14 protein-coding genes are annotated in these 22,404 nt (G+C 33.9%); 1 reads left to right on the top strand and 13 read right to left on the bottom strand.

The features are described 5' to 3' along the window. Nucleotides 1-3 precede the first annotated feature (3 nt). Complete coding sequence (locus CEY12_RS01250; protein ID WP_089025963.1) at nt 4-3,183, bottom strand: SusC/RagA family TonB-linked outer membrane protein; 3,180 nt, start codon at nt 3,181-3,183, stop codon at nt 4-6. A gap of 57 nt (nt 3,184-3,240) precedes the next feature. Then, complete coding sequence (locus CEY12_RS01245) at nt 3,241-4,542, bottom strand: TlpA family protein disulfide reductase (protein WP_089025962.1); 1,302 nt, start codon at nt 4,540-4,542, stop codon at nt 3,241-3,243. 618 nt (nt 4,543-5,160) lie between these two features. On the opposite strand from CEY12_RS01245, the gene CEY12_RS01240 reads away from it, so the two are divergent. Further along, nucleotides 5,161-5,469, top strand: a complete 309-nt coding sequence (locus CEY12_RS01240) for a helix-turn-helix domain-containing protein (RefSeq protein ID WP_066439292.1) — start codon at nt 5,161-5,163, stop codon at nt 5,467-5,469. Between the two features lie 102 nt (nt 5,470-5,571). Here CEY12_RS01240 and CEY12_RS01235 read toward each other — a convergent pair whose 3' ends face one another. From CEY12_RS01235 to CEY12_RS01185, 11 genes are all read right to left on the bottom strand, one after another. Then, entirely contained in the window at nt 5,572-6,699 is a 1,128-nt protein-coding gene (locus CEY12_RS01235) for an SAVED domain-containing protein (protein ID WP_089025961.1), read from the bottom strand. A 10-nt stretch (nt 6,700-6,709) separates the two neighbouring features. Then, the gene (locus CEY12_RS01230; RefSeq protein WP_228409763.1) at nt 6,710-7,168 is read right to left on the bottom strand and encodes a hypothetical protein; all 459 of its coding nucleotides are present in this window, start codon (nt 7,166-7,168) and stop codon (nt 6,710-6,712) included. Beyond that, complete coding sequence (locus CEY12_RS01225) at nt 7,146-8,432, bottom strand: nucleotidyltransferase (RefSeq protein WP_066439288.1); 1,287 nt, start codon at nt 8,430-8,432, stop codon at nt 7,146-7,148. The genes CEY12_RS01230 and CEY12_RS01225 overlap by 23 nt, the downstream gene beginning before the upstream one ends. A gap of 327 nt (nt 8,433-8,759) precedes the next feature. Continuing rightward, the gene (locus CEY12_RS01220; protein WP_089025960.1) at nt 8,760-12,242 is read right to left on the bottom strand and encodes a DEAD/DEAH box helicase family protein; all 3,483 of its coding nucleotides are present in this window, start codon (nt 12,240-12,242) and stop codon (nt 8,760-8,762) included. Between the two features lie 11 nt (nt 12,243-12,253). Then, a complete protein-coding gene (locus tag CEY12_RS01215; RefSeq protein ID WP_089025959.1) occupies nt 12,254-12,832 on the bottom strand; it encodes a hypothetical protein in 579 nt (192 codons plus the stop codon). Beyond that, nucleotides 12,829-14,055: an MBL fold metallo-hydrolase gene (locus CEY12_RS01210; protein WP_157676726.1), complete on the bottom strand. Its 1,227-nt coding sequence runs from the start codon at nt 14,053-14,055 to the stop codon at nt 12,829-12,831. The genes CEY12_RS01215 and CEY12_RS01210 overlap by 4 nt, the downstream gene beginning before the upstream one ends. After that, nucleotides 14,048-16,111, bottom strand: coding sequence for a DUF262 domain-containing protein (locus CEY12_RS01205; protein ID WP_089025957.1), 2,064 nt, complete (start codon nt 16,109-16,111; stop codon nt 14,048-14,050). The genes CEY12_RS01210 and CEY12_RS01205 overlap by 8 nt, the downstream gene beginning before the upstream one ends. 19 nt (nt 16,112-16,130) lie before the next feature. Next, nucleotides 16,131-17,327, bottom strand: a complete 1,197-nt coding sequence (locus CEY12_RS01200; protein WP_089025956.1) for a restriction endonuclease subunit S — start codon at nt 17,325-17,327, stop codon at nt 16,131-16,133. Beyond that, entirely contained in the window at nt 17,328-18,965 is a 1,638-nt protein-coding gene (locus CEY12_RS01195) for a class I SAM-dependent DNA methyltransferase (RefSeq protein WP_089025955.1), read from the bottom strand. It abuts the gene before it with no gap. A gap of 4 nt (nt 18,966-18,969) precedes the next feature. Continuing rightward, nucleotides 18,970-19,893 carry a hypothetical protein gene (locus CEY12_RS01190; protein WP_089025954.1) on the bottom strand — a complete coding sequence of 308 codons (924 nt, stop codon included), beginning with the start codon at nt 19,891-19,893 and terminating at the stop codon, nt 18,970-18,972. Continuing rightward, nucleotides 19,890-22,352 (bottom strand): N-6 DNA methylase, encoded by a 2,463-nt coding sequence (locus CEY12_RS01185; protein ID WP_089025953.1) that lies wholly within the window; start codon nt 22,350-22,352, stop codon nt 19,890-19,892. Before CEY12_RS01185 ends, CEY12_RS01190 begins: the two co-directional genes overlap by 4 nt. Between the last annotated feature and the right edge of the window lie 52 nt (nt 22,353-22,404).

The raw sequence follows: 22,404 nt of genomic DNA, 5'->3' as shown, positions 1-22,404 counted from the left end.
ATTTTAAAATTTAGCTTTTAATCCTAAGGTAAAGGTCATAGGAGGTTTTAAGGTGTTGTTTCCCAAATTGAAATCAGGGTCGATTCCACTTTTGCTCTCTTGCCAGAGTATTCCGAGATTGCTCACATTGGCAAACAGTTGAAGACTTTTGAGCGGCAAACTTTGCCATTGTCTTTTGCTGACCTCATATCCGAGATTGATGTACTGCAGACGGATGTGGTCGCCTTTTTCAATAAGTGCAGCAGAGCCTGAATAGAATGCATCCCTGTTGGAATTCGTCTGATAGAGATTGGAAGGCACATTGGTAAAAGCTTCATCGCCCGGTTTCTGCCATCTTTGTTCGTAATCGCTGTGACCGTTCCATTCTCTGAATAAGCTCGTATAATTAATGGATGGTTTTCTGAAATAATAACCCAGCTTATAGGTAATTCCGACATCAAGGCTTAATTGTTTATAGGCAAATGTATTCGTGAAAGAACCATAAACAGTAGGTACAGCAGAACCAAAATACTGCAGGTCTTTGACATCACCTCCCATTATGTTGGCGTAATCTTTACTGACTTCTCCGTCAAGATAACCTCTTGGATCACCTGTCTGAGGGTCTAGTCCTGCCCACTGGTAACCGAACATCGAATACACAGGCAATCCCTCAATTCCTGAAATCGGGACAGAGGCAAGTACAAAATTCCTTGCCATAGTACTGCTAGGATAATATTTTGTCACTTCATCTTTGTAGGTACTGAAGTTAATGGTGGTAAGCCATCTGAAGGATTTATTGATGTTAATGGTCTTGAGTTCCACATCAACGCCTTTCCCTTCAATTCCTGCAACATTCCATACAAGACTGCTTATTCCAATGGTATAGTCCAACGGAACCTGTCCGAAAAGATTTTCTCCTTTCTTCTGGAAATACTCCACTGAAAGTGAGATTCGGTTATTTTTGGTTGCAAAATCCAATCCTGCATTCACCATTCTGACCGTTTCCCAACGAAGCTGGGGATTGTAGTAATTGTCAAATCTTGCCATCTGCTCCTGAGTGTAGGTTGAAACACCTAACAATGCAATTGTTGTTACGGCAACCATCGCAGGATTGATATTCCCGTTGTAACCATAAGAACCTCTTAACTTCAGATTCGGAAGCCAGCTCACAGAATAGAACTTTTCATTTCCTACATTCCAAGAAAATCCTGCCGACCAGAAAGGATTCCACTGGTCATTGGTCTTCAATCCAAATAGGTTGCTGGCATCACGGCGGGCACTTCCCGATACGGTATATCGGTTATCATAGGTGTAGGCTGCATTGGCATAGACCGATACAAAACGATTGGTCGATTCTCTCAAAGAATTCAGATTATCGATAAAGGCTGTACCTCCTGCAATAATTGGGAATCTCTTGCTGAGGTCTACCATTCCAAAGGAAAGGTTGTTAGGGTCATAACCATAATATCGGTTATTGCTCGACTGTGAATTCGAATCCCTTACTTCACTTCCAAAAATGGCTGAAACTTGATGTTTGCCAAAGCTTCTATTGAAATTCAACTGCCCTCTAAAGTTGTTAATAAGCAATTGCGAGTTGGTCTTATCTACTATCGCTCCTTTGGGTACATTGTAGGTCAGACTGCCGTCGGAATTAATGACTGTGAATCTGTTCACATAATCTCTTACAAAGTAACTTCCCTCATAATACATTGTATTGGAGAATCCTGTGGTTCGCTGATACTGATATTTTATATCAACATCCAATCCTTTTAGTAGTTTATAGTTCAATCCTGCGTTGAGAATGATTTCCGAACTTTTGCTTTTAGCAGTATTGTGCTCCCAATCGGTAAGCGGATAATAATTCCAGTCCAGTAATTTTCCGTTGCCTAATGCTGATTTATAGTCCTGCTCATACGATTTTGAAACTGCCAACGGATTTCCGAATGCGTCTGCCATTTCCATATAGGGAACCGAATTGGTTTTCATAATAATGCTTCCAAAAGCACTGCGCCCGCTTTGGGTCGCTGAATGGATAAAGAAGATTCCTGTGTTTAAAGTCAGGTTCTTTAGAGGTTGCCAGGTATTCTGGAAGCGGAGATTAACACGTTCGTATTTTTCTCCGAGATTTCCGATATTGTCATCATACCCTAAAGATGAAGTCCAAGAAAACTGAGGAGCTCCGCCAACCATACTCAGTGAATACTGTCTGTTCTCCAAAGGCTGGTACATATATCTTCTGAACTGGTCACGGGAATCAATCGTTTTCAAACGCTCTATTTCATTTCGTACATATTCGGATGAAATCAATCCTTTCTTTTCTTTATTCAAAAGGTCAACCACAGGAGATAATACAGGATGACTTGTGGAATTGATATCGGTGTTGTAAAAATTCTTCTTGAATAGTTCCTGTTCCACATCAATAAAGTCAGAACTTGACATTGTTTTCAGATAATTGAAATCAGGCTTGGGACTGGTCATTAAGTACGTGTTGAAATTAACCGTCACAGGCTGATTATATTTTGCTGTTTTGGTCGTGATGACAATCACACCGTTGGCGGCTCTTGCTCCCCAGATGCTTGATGCGGCAGCATCTTTAAGGACTGTAATGTTTTCAACAATGTTGGGGTCGATATTGCTGATATCGCCATCATAAGGAAAGTTATCTACGACAATCAAAGGTGATTTAGGTCCTTGAATGGTGCTTAATCCTCTGACCATAATCTGTGAGCCTCCTTGTGATGTTCCTTTATTGATAACGATTCCATTGGCTGTAGCAGCTAAACGGTCAAGGATATTGGTGGAAACCTGTGTATTTAGAGCTGCATTACTCACGGATGAGAAAGAACCGGTGGAACGTTCTTTAGGGATTTTCTGATACCCTGTTGTGAGTACCACTTCATCAATTTGGGCTACCTTTTCGGATAAATTGATTTTTAAAGGTTCTTTCAAAGGAAGCTTTAATACAATAATCTTTTCTTCATAACCTCTTCCAAGTATCACAAGATTAATCTTTTTGTCATTGGTGGTAAGACTGAAATTTCCATACCTGTCCGTAGTCGTAACCGTTTTGGAGTTTTGAATAGCGATGGTTGCTCCTGATACAGGTAAGCGGGTTGTTTCGTCGATAACACTTCCTGTAAACATCTGCTGTGCCATTATAGGCACACAGTAACATAGGACAGGAAGCACTAATAATTTCTTCATAGTCTGATATAGTTTTGCATTAATGTAAATTCAATGATTTTTCAAGCGGTGGAATGTTTAATTCCGTTGGTCTCTAATGACCATCATCAAAACCTGACGTTCCTGAGGGATGAGGTCAAGGTCGTATTTCTGAAGCTCTTTTTTTAAGCTGACAATATCCTTGACTCCCGAAACCTCCAGATCAACATTGCCCGTGTATCCTGTCTCATCGATAAATAATTCCGTGATGGGAATCTCACCATTCAGCATATTGACCATATTTTTAAGCGGTACATTTTTAAGGATGGATGGGGTTTGTGGAAAGGTGGAACGCTTTTCACCTCCTTTGGTTGCCAGTTTATCTTTGGTACTTGTTCTTACAAGAACGAGACATTGTACAGGTCTTTTCTCAAAGGTTACGCTATAACCTGAATAACGATTGAGGTCTTCCAGCATATAAGTGTAGAGAGAGTCAGATTTCTGTTCGGGAATAATGAACTCATAGTTATAAAGGTTTGTTCCATCATTTGAACCGTCTGCTTTTTCTATCAGCATTAATTGTTTTGGTTCCTTGACATCGATAATTATCCTTTTTTCCGTGAAAGATATTTTATCCTGTTGTTTGATAAGCTCGTATCCTATAGGATAATATATATCCCATAATGGCTGGTTGGTGAACTGTCTGCCGTGAATTTTTCCTGATGCTGTTTTACGATAAGTTCCTCCTGCACCAATGTCAGGGATTTGTCCTTTGGCAAAGAATGAATAATTGAGGAGTTGGACATTTCTTTGACGGCCATAATCTTCAGATAGCATCAATGGTCTTGCTCTGTCCATTTGGATAATGGTCTGCAAAGATGATTTATCTCCATTCAGTACCTCCTTGATGGTCTGTTCAGTGAGCTGTCCTGCGTCTGTGGAGTTGAATAGTTTTCCGTCCTTGATCCATATGATGAATGGAACACCTGCGTGAGGGAAAAGACTGTGAAGTGCTTTATCCTCATAAGTGGACATCATACTTTTATACTTCTTTCCGTTTGAAGAAGCGAAGAATTTGTCCAAAGCGGATTTATCCTGACTGCTTACAGGAAGTATTTTCACCTTGTTTCCAAATTTTTGCTGTAAGGTTTCAATTTTAGGGAGGCTCATCAGGCAGGCACTGCACCAGGTACTCCAAAAATCTATCAGTATTAATTTGTTTTTATCCTCTGAAAGATGAATGGTTTTCTGAGGATGGTTGACAACCTGTAAAGGTGTTGTCCAAAAACTTTCAGGAAGCGAATCTCCGATTTTAAGAGATTTGTTCTGGGCAAAGGATGTGGTCGCTGCCACAATGGTAAAAGCAAGGGACATAGATCCCCTGCAAAAAATATTTTTCATATTTTTGAATAGGTTTTTAATGATTATTAATGACTCTTATGCTCTTTCCTGTGGTCTGCAAACTGAGGAAAGGGCTTTTCTTTTTTCTAATAGTTACTGTAAATTATCTGTGTCTTATATCTATTTTAGTTATTGCTTACAATGATATGCTTGAGAGGAGGCTTCCTTTTGGGAGGTAAACCTCCTGCCCAAACAATCATAAAAAATTATATGAATGAAATTTTTGTCCCGTGAAAGCTGTATAGCCGCAATGAGTTGTACACCTCACTGTATCGTGTCTTATGATACTGTATTTTGAAAGCGGCTTAGATTGTAGAAATAGCGGACAGCATTGGAAATAAAAACGACGTGGAGCTCTACATTATCCGTAATAGAGGTACTGGTATACCTTGAGACAGATAAGAGAGCCCACGCCTAGGTCGTGAGCTTCCTGCTTATTGTCTTGTCTCTTAAAAATTACCAGTTTTCTATTACAAGATTCTAAGCAATAGCTTCTAATATTTCGTCGAAGTATCGCAAAGTTACTTTACAGTAACTTATTTAGCAAATATAATAAAAAATAATCATAACGTCTTATAAGTCTCTATGAAAAATGTAATTATTCCCAAAATTTACTAAATGTATAAATGGGACTCTGAAGAAATAAAAAGTCAAATCGGAATTATTTTTAAATTATACCGATTAAGAAAAGGATTATCACAATTTCAACTAGCAACTGAAGTAGACCTTTCTAAAGATTACATTGGCAGAATAGAAAGAGGAAAAACCAATCCAACTATTGAAATTATTACCAATATTTGTAATTTTTTAGAAATTGATATAATTCTTGTTGTTTCTAAATTAAATCAGAGCCAACTTGATGCAATCATAACCGAAACAATACTTTTGGAAGAAAAATTCAAAAATCAAAATAAGAGAAAATCCTAACTCTCGTCAGGATTTTCTCTTATTTTACACGATTTAATTTTGCTGTTTACTAACAATATCAAGCTATCTCATTTTAATCGAAAAAGGACTTTTTCACCTAAATTAAAAGTTTCTAATTTCAAAGGCCTCAACAAAACCTCCTAAAATATAATTCTGATCAAATATTTTCATGGACACATCCGCTTTAGGCATCCAAACTCTTCCTAATTGTATGGCTAATGAAATAGGCATTGCTGGAAATATATTTAATAAAACATCTTGTCCGTGTATCTTTTTAATTTCTCGAAAAGCTTCTTTAATTTTTTCTCCAAAATCAATAATTTGTTTCCTTGATTTTACAAAATCATTGCTTGGATGGTTTATGCTTATACTGTATATTGAAATATTATCACCTAATACCCTTATTATTCTCTCATCCGCAACATTATCACTTAATTCTATCTTTAAAGCTACTTGCGCTTTTATATCTTGCGCAGTTGTAAAGTTGTAAACTGTATCTATATCATCATTAAATTTCCACGTGTCTGGATTTCTTCTTTTTTGACGAACATCTAATTGCTGAATATCATTTAGATATGTACCCAGTTTTATTAATAATGGGATTGGAGCCATCGCAAATAAAGATATGTGTGACAGTTCTGACTTTCTTAATTTAGGCAATACCTGTTCTTTAAATTGATCATCTAGATTTTCTAATTGAAGCTCCCAAAATGTTTTTCTGGAATCCACTGAAGTGGAGTTCGAAATACTAAGATCAGTTGCTCCGTTTCGTGCAGGATATTTTTCGGGGATTAAAAATTCTTTTAAAGAATCGTAGGTCATCATTACAGGATTATTACCAATACTTGCTTTGTAAATGATAATTTCACTCTTCATATTAGGATTTATTCCTGTTATCAGATCAATTCGGTCCTCATGCTCTTTTTTCATTAGTAATAGAACATCTTCTGGATGATTTTCTACTTCAACCTTATCTATCAATCTATGGTGGGTATCACATAGAAGCATTAAATTACTTAAACTTTGTTTTAATTCTTTCGATCTAGTTACGTGTCCACGAGGGCCATTTGGACTATCTGCAACAATATGCGCTATATAACACTGATTAAATTCCGCTTGAGTCAAATCATCTCTATATAACGAAGTGTTGCATCCCCTGTATTGACAACGACCTGCCGATTTACCCCATAGAAGGATTTTTGTTTTTTCTGGTATGTAACTTACACTCATTTTATGTTTTTTAAATGTTAGATTTCACTTTATTTAAATAATCAGATGAATTTGGGTGTTTTCCGCCACCCAACCATTTACCTGTAATCAACCAAATTTCGTAGTGATATAACCATTCAATTGTCCAAGGAATGATTGTGCTGGCAACCATTTTTGAATCATTCCATTGAGAGCCATCAGGATAAAATAGACATAACTTTTGCTTTTTGTGATTATACACATGCTCTAGTTTTGTTTTATCCTCAGCTAATTTTAATTCTGCTGGGTCAACTACATAAACTGCTGGTGATACTTTTTTTTCAAAAACTATTTTAATGTTGTATGTATCCCCCAAAGGAGAGGATTTTAGTTTTCCGAGCCAAGTAAATCCCTTATTTTTATTATGCTGAATTTGACTATCTGGAAAATAATATTGTAAAAGTCTGATTTGATCAGATATAGAAATTTTACTCTTCTTCATTTGTGCCATAAAAGTCATGTTTTTTTATTGGGTTAATAGAAGTTAATCCGGCAGTTGCTAGTCCAACAAGACCGTTGTTACGGTCAATGTTATTATTGCCAGAATTTGTTAAATCTCTCATATGATCAGCTATTTGACCAAACGCAGCTTGTACTGGTTTCCTACCAAATGATGCAGATAATGATTCAGAAATATTTTGCAGGCCAGTTTTATTTTCAGCGTCATTAAGATCAATACTCAACTGATCTAACCAACGGTAGAAATTATCTCTGCGATATGAGTTTTGATCATTCCATCTATCTGCAAAATTTTCCAAAACATTTACAGGATTTGATATCCACTCGATTTCCATTCCATACTCAGGTATATATCTAAATTCTATCTCGTCTCTCATACGATTAATAACTCCCCACATTGCATCAATCAAATTAGATTCACCTCTGTAAGCTCTTGCCGCTAAAGTCGTTATTATGCAAGAGATTGGTTTTTGTTTTCTAATTTCATCATTTTGTTCTTTAGAAAAATAAACATCCCTATGTCTTTTGAGAAGCTGTACAACCCTTTGTAATGGTAGTCTTTCTTCTTGATAATCTGGAGTCGGTTTTACCGATTCATTTAAGGAGTATAAATTATTGAATTGATTACCAACTAGGAAAGCTCTTTTCATAAACCATTTTGCGTAACCATATGGGTTACTTTGCAACCATTCTTCAGGAAATGTTGACATATAATAGTTACTCTTTTCTTTATCAGTAATACTAAGCTGAAGTTTTTCATAATCCTCATCCATCAGATTTTTGAAGGAGCTTTCCAAAAGAAGTGAATATCCATTAGCAACTATTGCTGGCAGAATATCCATATGATATCTTTGATTTGTCACCCCCTCTTCACGATAACTAAGAGTCCAACATCTTCTACCTTCTTCGTCCAGCAGCCTTTCGTATGTTCCATGTGCTTTCAAATGGTCTCCAACTGCATTTTTTAAGTGATATTGTGTCCAAGTAATTTTTTTTCTTTTAAATTCACATACAACATCTAGGTCAATATCTCCATCCTCTTCAATTGATTGAATTGTTGTTCCAATAATAAAAGAACCTTGTGGTTTGATATATGGTTCATATTCTGAAAGGGGAGAGGATTCGGATGATAAATACTTACCTACAGCTTTGTAACTCTGCACTGCCGCTTCATGTTGTGATCTTGTGATACTTAAATTCGTTGATAATTTCTTCAACAAATCTTCAAATTGGTTTTTCTTGCTATCAATTAACATTTTATATAAGATTTAATTTGTTTAAATATTCATTTATGTGAAGTCCTATCGTAGCTTTTACATATTTAGCTTACAATGTTCACTCAGAACTTTGAAACAAATTTAGATGCTTACTATGCAATGTATCTGCACAGGAAAAATATTTTTAAAAGAATTTTAATTTATAAATAGATTTATGTAGAATTTCTAAATGATTATGCTTTCTTAATGCTTATTGTAAAAACCTCTTTAAATTGAAAGATTGTTTTAAGTACAAAACTGTCTTAAACTTTATTACCATTTCATCTTGTGTTGTACATTTAAAAACTCGTAGCCAACGCACCAATTCTAATTTGCCTGACTATGATTGAAATGCTCAATAATACTAAAAATGTTATCCGCTTGTTCATTATTGAAAATCCCATCAATTCCTTGGTTATGATAGTTTTTAAATGGAGATTCGTAAAGTTTTTCCGGGTCTATTTTTCCATTTTTGGTAAGGAATAATTTGAGTGTATCGAGAAACTGTATTTGCACCGCCGAAAGTTGATATTGATTCATAAATTCCGAAAAAGCGTTATTGACCTTTTTTTCAGATAAACCGATTAGATTTACAATGAAATTTACTAAATTTAACTGTCTTCCCAATTCATTTTCTACTTGCTCTTTTTTTACTTTATCTGAAAAAAGAATTTTTTCCAACGATTTTAGTTCATCTTCGGTAATCACATCCCCATTCTGGATTCTTTTGATAGTGACGTTGTTTTTATTTTCTCTTACTAATTCCTCAAGACGATGAAGGTTGTTAGTAAAAGTGGTTTCATAGTGAGCACGTGCGTCAGAAAATGAAGTTTCCACAATTTCATGTTCTAAAATAGCATCTTCAAAATTGGTTGTTACATACTTCTGGTCTACAGGATCAATAAACTTTACTAATTCTCTAATGTTTTGACGTATTTTTTCCAAATGTTTTAATCCCTCATTTTTCCAAAAATCTTCCTGTAATGTAATTTTTATGATATCCTCATTATTTTTAATTTCCGGGATGCTTGTTTTTTTTAGCAGTTTTTTTGAGATTGTAGCAACCTTAGTTATGGGAATGCGCAATCTGCTAATAAATTCTTCTGTATCCGGTGTCTCAACTCGTTTCAACATTAAAGCATAGATCATTTTATCATAAAAACGAGCTAGATCAGTATCAAATTGAGCGGGCCTAATCAAAGGAGCTAATATATCCTGAATCTTTTTCACATCTCCTTTATCTAGATTATTCCAGATTTCACGGCTGTTGTAATTCATTACGGTTTCGAGTTTCATTTTAACATCAAAACGATCTCTATTTAATTCAGCAACGGATTGATGTAATTCGCTGAGTAATTTATCGCTGTAACTTTGAAGTTCAATATCATTTTTAAAAATTTTTTCCTTCAGGTATAATGCGACTTGTAATTTCAAAGCGAAAACAATTTCATTCAAGCTTTTCTGTGTTCCAGATTCAATTCCTTTAGGGTTTTCTTTAAAAAAATCAAAGTTTTCGTAAAGATCAAAAATCAAAAAGTATTCTTTATCCAAACCATCGCCGAAAAGGTTTTTTCTCAAACGTGAACCACGACCAATCATTTGCCAGAATTTTGCATATGACTTTACTGGCTTGTAAAACATAAGATTCACGCAACTAGGCGCATCGATTCCAGTATCCATCATATCCACAGAAATTACAATTTGTGGAAGTCTTTCTTTTTCTTCATCGCAAAAACGGTCGATAAATTCCTCCGCTTTTGGTTCACCATGGGTAATAACTTTTACATATTCATTTCCATATAGTTCGGGATCTAGTTGTAGGAACATGTCTCTCAGGAAACTTGCGTGTTTTTTATTTCTTGCAAAAATGATAGTTTTTCCTAATTCGCTTCCATCTCTTTTTTTGATTCCTTTATCAACTAGATATTTAAGTGTTTTGAGTGCAGTATCTTTATTGAAGAGCCATTCATTAAGTTCATTTGCATCAATTGTTTCCTGTCCAGATGCTTTTTCTCCTTCTAAAATTTCTTCTTCAAATTCTTCTTTTTCCTCTTCGGAAAGTTCATCATAATGTATGCCGCCACGCAAGAATTTTGTAGGAACTTCAATGGAATGATATGGTACCAAATGTTTGTTAGATACAGCTTCTTCAAATGTGTAAGCATCAGTCGGCGATTTATCTGCCAATCCAAACATAGAATAGGTGCTTTTGTCGATATTTTCAATCGGTGTTGCTGTTAAGCCTAAAAACAAAGCATCAAAATAATCAAAAATAGCAGCATATTTTTTATAAATTGAGCGGTGGGCTTCGTCAATTATTACTAAATCAAAATGACCAACCCCATAAAAACGTTTTTCATTGTCTTTAGACCCATCAATTAATCCCATCATTGTTGGGTAAGTAGAAAACGCAATTCTGGCGTCAGGATTATCTTTTTCTTCGAGTAAATTCACACAAGTATGTTCTGGCATGAGTTTTACGAAATTATTTTTTGCTTGTCTAACCAAACTTCTGCGGTCGGCAAGAAAAAGAATTCTTTTTGCCCAGTTAGCTTCTAGTAATAATTTAGAAAGAGCAATACTTATTCTAGTCTTGCCTGTTCCTGTTGCTAAAACCAAAAGTGCGGCACGATGCGTTCCAATGAGTTTTCCGGAACTTTTCTCATTGCCTGCAAAATGTTCTGCAACCGAACGAATGGCTCTCAACTGATAAGCCCTGTCGGTAATCGTAGTATCAATTGTTGTCGTTCTTATATCATGACGATTAGCTCTACGAAACATTATTGTTTGTAATTCTTTCTTGGTATAGTAACCGTGCACTAATCTTGATTTTTTATAAAACTGGTCATCCCACAAATAGGTTTCAAAACCGTTGGTATAGTACATTACGGGACGGCGACCAAACATTTTTTCTAAAGATTCTGCGTAAAGTTGTGCTTGATTTTCACCTTTAGAAGCATTTTCCATGGTTTTTTTTGCCTCTACTACTGCCAATGGTAAACCGTCGTCATCCCAAAGTACATAATCAATAAAGCCAGTTTCTGAAATATTAGTTGAAGAAGGCATGTACTGCACTTTAAATTCCTTGTCTTTACTTCCTTCTAAATCCCAGCCAGCTTCACGAAGCGAAACATCAATAAAATATTTTCGGGTTTCATACTCATTTCTAGGATGGACAATTTCATCAGAGTGATTAGCCAATTGTTTATTGGCTTCAATCTGCGTTTGAAGTTCCTGAATCTGTCTTTTAAAAAATTCGTTTTTCTGCGCTAATTCGGCATTTTTATCAGAGACTTCTTCGAGTTTATTTTTAAACTTATCAAGATCGCCTTCAAACTTTTTCTGGAGGTTTTCCAGTTCTTTTTTAGATAAAGCTTCAGCTCCTTCTGCTGGCACAAAATCCCAATCGAAAAATCCCAAATCTCCCAAATCCTGTTTTGAATAAGATTTAGCAAACCATTTGGAAAAATAAAAAAGATGAACAATGACTGATCTAGAGTCATAATCAGAAACTTTTTTGTTGTGAATTGCTAGATTTCCTACTTTGCGAATCAGATCGATTTCGGTATAAAATTTATTCTGAAACTGATCCTGAAAACTTTTTTGTTTTATCAAAGAGTTGAGCGAAGTATCGAAAGGTAAATCTAATTCTTCATCATTGCTGAACATCCAGTTCACTGCCAATTCCAGCGCCGATCTTGCAATCGTCAAAGATGTACGCGGATCTGTAATTGTAAATTTTTCGGCCTTTATACAAAGATCAAAAAATTCTGGCCATTCTGTGGAGAGAAAGTGGAAATTGGTGTTCATAGTTTTTGTTTTTAATGTGTTTTAAAGCTATTCCATTTTGTTTTAAAAATTCCTGCTAAGGCAACTTCCAAGAAATATAATTCATAATCATTTTCTATATTCACTAAAACTACTTTAAAATTACGAATTAGTAATTTAGCAGGTAACATATCTTCTTCAGTACTGATTATTCTGTAAAATTGTTTACCCTCAGATTCAAATTGATATTTTGTTTTAAGATATGCTAAAGTACATTCATTATGTTTTTTACCCCAAGCATGTTGCTTTAGCCTTCTAAATACAGATCGGCTAATCCCAACATAAACAGGAATTATCTTATCGTCTATCTCTTCCCCAAAAATGTAAAGTCCCTTAAACTCGTTATTTTTCATGCTTAGGGAATTTGTTTTTAAAAAAGTATTAGGAACATAACCTAATTCATTAAAGATTTCTTTATTTCTTTTTATCCGACCATCTATTTCATTATATAATTCTTTTACTTTTTTACAAGAGTCATCATTTAACTTTTCAACTATTCTGACAGCCAAATCTTCTGCACTTTTGAGTACAAACGATAAATCGTTGGGATACAGTTCATTTTTATAATTCATAATTTACCTGTATAAAAATAGCCATAACTAAAAGCATTTACTTGAGTATTCCCCAGTATTTCCCCTTTGACTTTATGAAGTTCAATTATATCTACTATTTCTTGTCTAGGATGTTTGTGTGTATTACCTAATCCGTAATTAATTACCCAAAAATCTACATTTTTATAATGATTTACAATAGGAGATTCAATGTAATGATTTGCACCATGATGGGGAACTTGGAATATAGAAATATTTTCGAAGTATTTTACATTTATCCACTTATTGGTAATTTGATCTAAACAATCTTGATCAAATTTTATGTCTCCTGTTAATAAAGTTCCATTTTCACCAATAATCCTATAAGGCCACCATTCATGTATCCAAGAAACATAATGATCAAAGTTAACCAACGAACCGTGATAAACAACTAAGCTTGTATCGTTTATTAATTGTCCATAACCAAAATTTTTAGAATAAATTGTATTGAAATTAGAATCAAAAGTTGCTGGATTTGTAGTAATGAAATCTGCAATTTCATTAAAATTAAAATCATGAATTCCTAAATGTGACCTTGTATCAGAAATAAAATTATTTAAAGTTGCAACATCCCTACGTTTATTGAAAAATTTAAATTCCCAAAAATCTACAATTGAAAATATCCCCAGGTCATAGTAATGAGATACCTTTGGGTTTCCTTCATCCATTTTTGTATTTGGCTGTAATTTATTGGAAATTTTAAAGTTAAAATTCTCAGACAAGAGCCTTTCTGGATCAGGATCATTTATATTTGGGTTGTTATTCTCATTTGACCCATTTTCATCGCTTGGATGGATGTAAATGATTTCATTAACGTTTCTTTCCAATAAAAAACCTGTAGGATTTTGGATAAACGATAATGTATCAGGATCACTACCAGATTTACGAACATCAATGTAAGCTAGTAATAATTCTTCAGGAGTTAGATATGGTAAGATAGCAAATTCAGCCCCGCCTGCACTTCTTAATAATTCGCCAATCTTATTGACGTGATCAGCGTGAAAATGAGAAATGAAAAGAACATCAATTTTTTTTCCATCGCTTTCGCTAACAAAATTTGAAATCTCATGATCTATATATCTTCGAGATGAATAAGAACCACAGTCATAAACGAATGAAAATTGATTTCCATTTTGATGTCTAAAAATTCCAGTATAAAAGGCTCCCTGACCTACAGCTCTGAATTTCAAATTAATATCAATCATTTTTTTCAACATTCCGTAAAATTATTAATTCATCAATTTTAAAATCATTCCAAAATTTCTCGTAAATATTTATCATACGACTCGTAATACCTTGAAAGTGATTTTCTATATTATCATCCCAAAGTCGATCTTCAATATTTTGCCAATAGCTCCATTCGTCTTTTACAAAAGATAATTCTCTTTTTTCTTCTGTGTCTAATCTGCTTTTTGGCGATTCAATATTTCTTTCGCTTCTGTTTTGCTCAAGTGCTAAAGCACGAAAATTACCATTGGTATTATTCCAATCCTTAATTCCTTGATTACAATATTGCTTGCGGTAAACCCACTCGCTTGGATAGATGTGATCCCAGTCCCATGGTACATTGGTATCTTCAATATCTTCCATTTGATTGTAATCTCCAAATTTTGAATTAATATAATTTCTTTGTGCTAGCAAAATCAAAGATTTGTTGTGGCGTATTTTCCCGACAAATTCTGAAAAAAAATCATCTATCTTATCGACAGTATAACTTTCCTTTTTTACATTTTCATAAAACTTTACAACTTCTTCGCCTATTCCATTGAGTAGTAGTTTCCATCTCTGTGGACTTTCATCTCTAAACATTTCAAATACCTTCGATTGTGCATAATATTTGCGAAGTAATTTAGGTTCTGTTAAAAAATCTACACCATCCTGATTGTTCCACCACAAAAGTTCATTTAATGGTTCTGACCAAAAATTTGGATTGCTTATTTTTTCATTCCAAAAATCTGGGAAATTGCCAAAATTAAACCATGCAAAAGTGTAAGTTTTTGCTACTATTTTTAATTGGATTTCGTCAGAAATTGGATATTGAAAACAATGTAGCCAATACACTAGGAATAAAAAAACATCTTGATTTTTTCTTATCAGTTGCTTAATGATCACTGGTGGTACTTCACCCTCAAATAAAGAATTATTCTTGCAAGACAAAATCTCTATAGCCTGCGCAAAACGTTCTTTTAATTCCTTACTTTCAATAAGATTTGCTAATCCGTTCTTGAAATCTTCATTTTTTATACGTCTTTGAAAATCTCTTACTGTCAATTTTCTGATGTATGAATGATTCTCCAAATCCGAAGCAACAATTCTGGTAGCTAATGATAATACCTGAGTTGGTTCTACAAAATCCAATCCGGCACTTTCGATTAACTGTTTTCCTTCCGGAAATAATGATTTATATATGGAATAATTAAGATCATCTCCTGTTAAAGTAGTACCAGAAGAATTAATCCTTACAAAAAGTGTTGGATTCTCGCCTTCATTCTCTTCATTTAGTACCCTGTCTTCAATAATGTTGTATAGTACGCATAGATCTTTTGCACTCATTACAGTTTGCCATAATTCTACTAAAGCACTATTAAGTTCATTCTCCAACTTATTAATAAATTCCTCTTTATTACTAAAGCCTCCTTTGGAAGTGCAAAAGTATTCGGGTAAAAATCGTCTTGCTTTTTCTATAATTTCTTTTGGAGTATTTGATTCTATGAAAAAGCACAAAGGCAATGGAAACCAGGCATCGTAAGGAAATGTAGTGGTATTCTTGAAAGAAGTATAGCCAATATTTTTGTTATCAGGATGTATTTCAAATAGATCTCTTGCTTTTTTCTTCTCTGAAACTCTTAATGTCTTATTATTTTCCCGAGCTTGATATCCCCAAGGATGTGATCTTGTTGTAAGGCGTACTAAATATTTACTTCTATCTGGCCAGTTTTCTGGATGTATATCAATCCAAACTACAGGTAATGCTCCGTTGATAGTCCATGCTTTTACAGGACTTTCTAACTTATATGGATTGAAATGTCCTAAAAAAATAGAGGTTGCTCTTTGCTGACCATCCATAAGATGTAGTTTATCTCCCGTTTTGGAAAATAAAAGAGATCCTATCGGAAAGCCCCTTAGAATAGAATCCCAAAGATCTTCTACTTGTTTGGGCTTCCAAACAAAACCTCGCTGAATGGAAGGTAATTCAACAAATGAATCAGCTGGATACAATTGCCAATTGGCTATCTCTTTTAATGTAAATCGGTCTTTCATGGTTTGTTTTTAGTTTTCTTTATGTCAATTCTCCTTTAAAAGCCTTCTGCAAAAGGCAGTTAAACAAATCTTCACTTTCCTTGAGTTCCTGTTTTGCCAACTCTTTTTGCTGCTCAATTAAGGCAATTTTTTCGGCAAATTGGTTTTGGAGAGTGATTGGGGGAACAATAGGTCGTATGTTTTTCAATTTTGAAACGTTTATTCCCGCCATTATTGCTCCACTACTCACATTATTAATTTGAACAATTAAGCTTCTACTAATCCTAAATTGCCAAATTAGAAATACTGGATTAACTTTATTCTCGTCACATCTAATTCGAAGAGCATCAGAATGAAGAATACCCAATTCCCAATTTTTAGGATAGATAGAACAAGTACCTACATTTCCTTTTCTTGACATTAGAATATCATTTGGAAATACTGAATACTGTTCCAATGTTTTCGACTTTTCAGATGTTATATATTCTGTAGGTTTTTTAACAAAAGAGCTATTAATTTGTGGAATTCCCCAAATAGGAACCCCACTTTCAACATACTCACTTTTGCTAAGTTGAGTCCCAAATGGGCCACATTTAATATCATTGCTACTCCTTACTAAAGAAACAAGTTCTTGTTCAGGAAAATTATTATAATTGAATGCAGGATCACCAAACATATCCAAAAAGATAGATTGTGCGAGGGCGTCGCATTCTTTGATGAGTTGAGCGGTTTTGTCTCGCAACGCAGCGGCATCGTTTAAAATCTGGGCGATGTGTTTTTGGATTTCGAGGGGGGGAAGTGGGATTTGGATGTTTTCAATAAATCGAGATAATTGAAGATTTATAATGCCAGTTGTTTTATTTTGAAACTTTTCTGTGATACCAATTTTGTGATTTGCAAAAAGTATATAATGTAGATATTTAGAATCGATTAAATCCTTTTTTGGACGAAGAATCGAAGTGAAATTATTACAAATATATTCGCCAGTAGTATCAAAAAAAACCACTCTTCCGACTGGTTGTGTAGGACTTCCTCCAGATTTTTCAATTATGATATCACCTCTTAGTAATTTTTTTTGTTTAATTACTTTTTCTGGCACATTCCTCTTAACCACATTCTCAAAATTGATTAAACCATTATTCTGAAAATTGGTTGTTCTTAATACATTAACATTTTCTCCTTCAATTCCCCAATCGCCACTTATCGGCTTTTCAATTAATTCTTTTAAAGCTATCATTTAGTTTAGATTTATTCTTAATTTTTCAACCAAAGAGTTTCTTTCATTTCCTAAAGAATTAATCCTCTCCAAAATTACATTCGGCGCATCATACTGCACTTCTTCATACACAATTTCTTTGTATCTGTTGATAGATAAATCCCAATCGTTGTTGGCAATTTCTTTAAAAGGTACGAGGAAAGACTGCGAAGTTCTGTTGCTGTAATCGTGAGTAATGGTTTCGGGCATAAATTCATTAAAACCTAAATTTTCCGGCAGATCTTTTACCTGAAGGACAGCACCGTTTTCGCTGTGCATTTTTTTGTAAAAGTCACTTTTGTAATAGCGGTAATGATCGATAATCTGTGGCAGATTAAACTTACTGTGCAGTTTCTGTTTGGCTTCCAAATCCATGGTTTCCAAAGCGTTGCCAAAAGAAAAGGAGGTAAAGAGGTCTTCATCTACCAGCAGAGCGCGTTTGTCGTCCAGAGATTTCCCATCAGCCTGCATATCGTAGAACCACACATTGTCGGTACCACCGTTTCCAGTTTTTGTAAAGATAATAATCGCCGTACTCACTCCGGCATAAGGTTTAAAAACGCCACTCGGCATAGAAATCACGGCTTCCAGTTTGTTGTTGGCAATAATCTCTTCACGGATGCTTTTGTAGGCTTTTCCGCTTCCGAACAAAACGCCATCAGGCACAATTACAGCAGCACGCCCACCGGTTTTCAGCTGGCGAAGCATCAATGCTAAAAACAGCAATTCGGTTTTGGAAGTATCGGTTACATTTTTCAGTCCGGGAGAAATGCTTTCTTTATCAATCGTTCCCTTAAAAGGCGGATTGGCTAAAATCAAGGTATGTTCATTGGTAACTGTGTTGTCTTTGGAAACGGCATCCACATCGATGATGTTGGGTTCTTCAACACCGTGAAGATAGAGGTTCATAGAGGCGATACGCAACATTGTAGATGAAAATTCTGTCCCATTAAACATTTTTCGGTTGATGTGGTCAGCATATTTGTCCAACAAAGTGATATCATTGTGCTTATCAATATATTCTTTTGCACCGACTAAAAAACCAGCAGTCCCTACAGAAGGATCGGAAATGGTATCTTCCAAAGTAGGCTGCATAAGCTCTACCATCATTTTTATAATATGTCTAGGAGTACGGAATTGACCTGCAGTACCACCACCTTCAAGCTTAGATAGCATATACTCATATATATCTCCCTTAGTATCTTGATGTGTCATGTCAATATTATCCAGCTTTTCAATCACCTGATCAAGTACAGAAGGTTTATAATTTCCAAATGAAGCTCCTTTCATATGAATAGCGAACATACTGGTTTCTTTGCCAAGTGAGCGAATAAATGGAAAAATACCATCAACAGTATTAGAAAAGATTTGATGTCGTGCATTTACATCCATTTCCTTAAGGTTTTTCCAACGGAAATTCTGTTGGTTTTCTTTAAAAATCGGTGTATAAGAAAAGCCGCGTTTTGCCTTGAGTTCATTTCTGATTTCTCTTTCGTCAAGATCTTTAATGAAAATGAGATATGTAAGCTGCTCTACAATGGTTATTGTGTTGGGCTCACCTCCTGTCCAGAAGGTGTTCCATATTTGGTCTATTTGGGATTTTAATTCTCCGGTTATCATTGTTTTAAATGTAATTCTTGTAATTTTTTTCTACAAAATCTGGAAGCCATTCTAAGATTTCCATTAAAAGAAATGTATTGGCTAGAAAAGGAAGTTTTAATATTGCTTCTTCTGATAAATGAGAATACTCACTTGTAGATTCTTTTAATTTTCTAAAAGCAGATTTAATACCTTTAGGAACTGCTTTATTTAATTTGTGCCCATTAGTTTCTCTGTCTTCCATAAAACGAGTACAACCTTCCAGATTAGGTTTATTCTTTTTTGTACTATCGAAAAAACTATCGTGTAAACAAGGTATAGGGCTATTTAATGCTTTAAAAATTGCTTCCAATAAATCGCGTTGAACATTAAGGTTCATTTTTCTATAATCTTGATTTTGATATGCTGTAATGATATCAATTAAAAGACTTTCATAAGTTTTATCGATTATTCCTAAGTCAAACGGCAAGAATGCTTCAGGATTTTCTACTTTTATTTTGCGTATCGGATTAAGATCAGATGCTATTTTTATTTCATTTAGTAATTCTTCAAAATCCTCATCTTTACTTTTGTCAAAGACCTTTCCGTTTGCAAAAGTTTTATCTTTGAGTACTTCTAACATATCATTCTTAACTTTCACAAAAGAAGGTTGCCCTGAAAAAATAAACCAAGGCATAAGAATACCTTTAGCTTTTAGTTCATTTAATACTTTTGCCACTTCTCCGAAAGCGGTCTGATCGATATCAGTTCCCTTTTGACCATGTTCTTTAAAAAATAAACCGTCCAACAGAACTGCATCATATTCTTTGTAATTAGTTCTTAATTCCGGAATACCTTCTTCAGAATTAGAGTACCCAATAAGTTGCACATTTTCTAGTAATGCCTCATCTTTTATAGATTGAAAATTTTCATGTTCGTCTTCAAACCATAGTACTTTGTATTTTTTCATAGTGCGGGTATTATTGGAAACGTCAATTCCATTGTTGTTACATATTCGTCTTCGATGCCATCAGGACCAGTTTCGTCAGTAAAAGTAAAACTTCCTTTATGTAGTTTCATAACATCATTTACAAACCATAAACCTATTCCATCTCCAGGATTGTTTCCTGAAGAACTACCTCTACGAACCATGGAGTCCAATGTGATTTCTACAGGTAATGCCTTTCCTGTATTACTGAAATCAATTTGTACAGAATAATCAGAAAAATCAAATAATAATTCGATCTTTATTTTGTTCTGATTTCTATTGTTAACACCATCATCAAATGCATGCTTTTCGGCATTTTCTATGATATTATCAAATGCTTTTCTTAAAAAATCTTTATCACCATCAATATGCACTCCAATAAAACCATCTTCTTTTATTGCATCTTCACCTAAATCTAAAACAACATTATAAAAATTCTTCGATCTTATTTTTAGACTTTCGACATACTCTTCGATAAATTTTAGTAAATCAAAAGATTCAAAATTTAAATCCATAAGCTCAATTTTGTCTCCGAATCTATTAACAGATTTATTGATGGAATTTAAATCTCTGTCAACTATTTGTAGGTAATTTGCAAGTGTCGTTTCTAGTTCGTCACTAGCTTTTAAATCATACAGGCCTGGAAGTTCAGAATTAACTTTATCTTTTAATATTCGCTGAATAAATTTAAATGCCCCTCTTACATTTTTAAGCGAACCTGCAATCTGATGTCTTAAAAAACTATTCTCATCATTCACATCTAAAACTTCCTTATTGAAATCTGAAGTAAATTGTTCAGATTTTGTTGATAGAGATTTTTCAGCCTTAATATAATAAGACTTACTTTGTTCTTGGATAGAAGGTAGCTTAATTTTAATGCTAAATAAATCGTCTTTTTTAAGATTTGTGATAATACTAGAAGTTCTATAAGCATTTAATTGATCAATTACATAGTCTGAATGTAATTCTGCAATTAAATAATTTATGTTAACTTTCTTTTTGTCTATTCTTATTGCTGCTACATCGGTAGAAATATAGATCGGATTTCCTTTATATTCGAAAAAAGTTGGTTTTAAAGTTTTCCATCTCAATGCAACTAAAAGACAGTCTTGCTCTATTTTTTTGAATCCTTTTACGGGAATTTCTCTCGTTTCAACTGAATTGAAATCTAATCGATTATTTACAATATCATTTTTAAGATCTCTTATTTTCACATATTTTCCTACTAAATCCTTGACTCCTCTCGAACCAAGGATAAAATGTCCTATCTCTTTAAATCTTACTCCATCAATATCATTTGAGATAAAATATCTTGTCACGGCAAGATTATAATCCTGTCCTTTTATCTCCTGTAAATCAATATGTTTTATGAATTTATTTTTTTCCTGTTTTTTAATGTCTTCATAAAGTTTTATATCATCAAATGTTTTATTTCTTTTACTTTCAGTATCATAAACATATTGTGATGCATCGACAAATCTAATTTCATTGTTATTTGATTTTTTGAAAACAATTATACAAAGTTGTATTGAGGAATGTTGTAAAATTGAAGTAGGTAATAACACGATTGTATCAATAAAATTGTTATCTATTAATGCTTTGCGTAATTTTTTATTTTTTCGATTTTCAGAGAATAAAAATGACACTGAAAATAAACAGATTAATTTTGCATGTAATCGTAATTGACTGAGACTATTACCAATTATAAATGATTCCAAAGAAGAATTTTCAAACTTATATAGATAATTTGATAGTTTCATCCCAAATGGAGGATTAGTTACTATTAAATCGAATTCGCTAAAATTATTCCAATCAGAAATGGAATCATCTATCTCGTATACAGCATTTTTTAATTCATATGCCATTAACCTTAATTTACCTAAAGCCCAAGTTTTACGATTTAACTCTTGTCCAAAGTATCGTTGATCAGAATCAAGAAAAGTTGCGAAAGAGGCTAAGCCTGCGAATGGATTATAAACCGTTGCATTCTCAGGTAACTCAGCCAAATTCATTATAAATCTTATTATTTCTTTTGGATGAATAAACTCTCCAAAAGTTCGACTTTGATTTTGTACAAGTTTGTATAGTATTGAATCGAATATTGAAGCAAAATTTTGCTGTAACTCAAATAAATCAATATTTTCAAAATATCTTAAGATTTCATATAACCTATCATTTGACAGATATTTAATAATCGGACTATAGACTTCTGCTAAATCACTATACTTATCATCGAAGCGTATAGAATCCGCAACAGACTGACTAATGTAAGTGGAGTGGTTTAACCCACTTCTCAATCTGCCATCTTTATAAAGTGAAAGTAAAAAAAGAATCACATGATAATCTTCAGCAGGGACAGTATTTTTTAAAATATCAAATATTTTCCAAATCCTTTCTGTAAAATCATTGATTTCTTCATTATTACTATTATAATCTTTCATTTTTTGTAAATTTCTGATACAAATATATACTGGTAGTATGCATCACATCTGC

It is taken from the genome of Chryseobacterium sp. T16E-39 (assembly GCF_002216065.1).
GTDB lineage: Bacteria > Bacteroidota > Bacteroidia > Flavobacteriales > Weeksellaceae > Chryseobacterium.
The sequence above is the reverse complement of the archived record's forward strand: the minus strand, read 5'-3'. Positions and strand labels throughout refer to the sequence as shown.

Coding starts and splice junctions, on each gene's coding strand:
- CEY12_RS01250 (WP_089025963.1), bottom strand. CDS start 3,183: ATGAAGAAATTATTAGTGCTTCCTGTCCTATGTTACTGTGTGCCTATA.
- CEY12_RS01210 (WP_157676726.1), bottom strand. CDS start 14,055: ATGATTGATATTAATTTGAAATTCAGAGCTGTAGGTCAGGGAGCCTTT.
- CEY12_RS01245 (WP_089025962.1), bottom strand. CDS start 4,542: ATGAAAAATATTTTTTGCAGGGGATCTATGTCCCTTGCTTTTACCATT.
- CEY12_RS01240 (WP_066439292.1), top strand. CDS start 5,161: ATGTATAAATGGGACTCTGAAGAAATAAAAAGTCAAATCGGAATTATT.
- CEY12_RS01195 (WP_089025955.1), bottom strand. CDS start 18,965: ATGATAACCGGAGAATTAAAATCCCAAATAGACCAAATATGGAACACC.
- CEY12_RS01220 (WP_089025960.1), bottom strand. CDS start 12,242: ATGAACACCAATTTCCACTTTCTCTCCACAGAATGGCCAGAATTTTTT.
- CEY12_RS01200 (WP_089025956.1), bottom strand. CDS start 17,327: ATGATAGCTTTAAAAGAATTAATTGAAAAGCCGATAAGTGGCGATTGG.
- CEY12_RS01225 (WP_066439288.1), bottom strand. CDS start 8,432: ATGTTAATTGATAGCAAGAAAAACCAATTTGAAGATTTGTTGAAGAAA.
- CEY12_RS01190 (WP_089025954.1), bottom strand. CDS start 19,893: ATGAAAAAATACAAAGTACTATGGTTTGAAGACGAACATGAAAATTTT.
- CEY12_RS01235 (WP_089025961.1), bottom strand. CDS start 6,699: ATGAGTGTAAGTTACATACCAGAAAAAACAAAAATCCTTCTATGGGGT.
- CEY12_RS01230 (WP_228409763.1), bottom strand. CDS start 7,168: ATGGCACAAATGAAGAAGAGTAAAATTTCTATATCTGATCAAATCAGA.
- CEY12_RS01205 (WP_089025957.1), bottom strand. CDS start 16,111: ATGAAAGACCGATTTACATTAAAAGAGATAGCCAATTGGCAATTGTAT.
- CEY12_RS01215 (WP_089025959.1), bottom strand. CDS start 12,832: ATGAATTATAAAAATGAACTGTATCCCAACGATTTATCGTTTGTACTC.
- CEY12_RS01185 (WP_089025953.1), bottom strand. CDS start 22,352: ATGAAAGATTATAATAGTAATAATGAAGAAATCAATGATTTTACAGAA.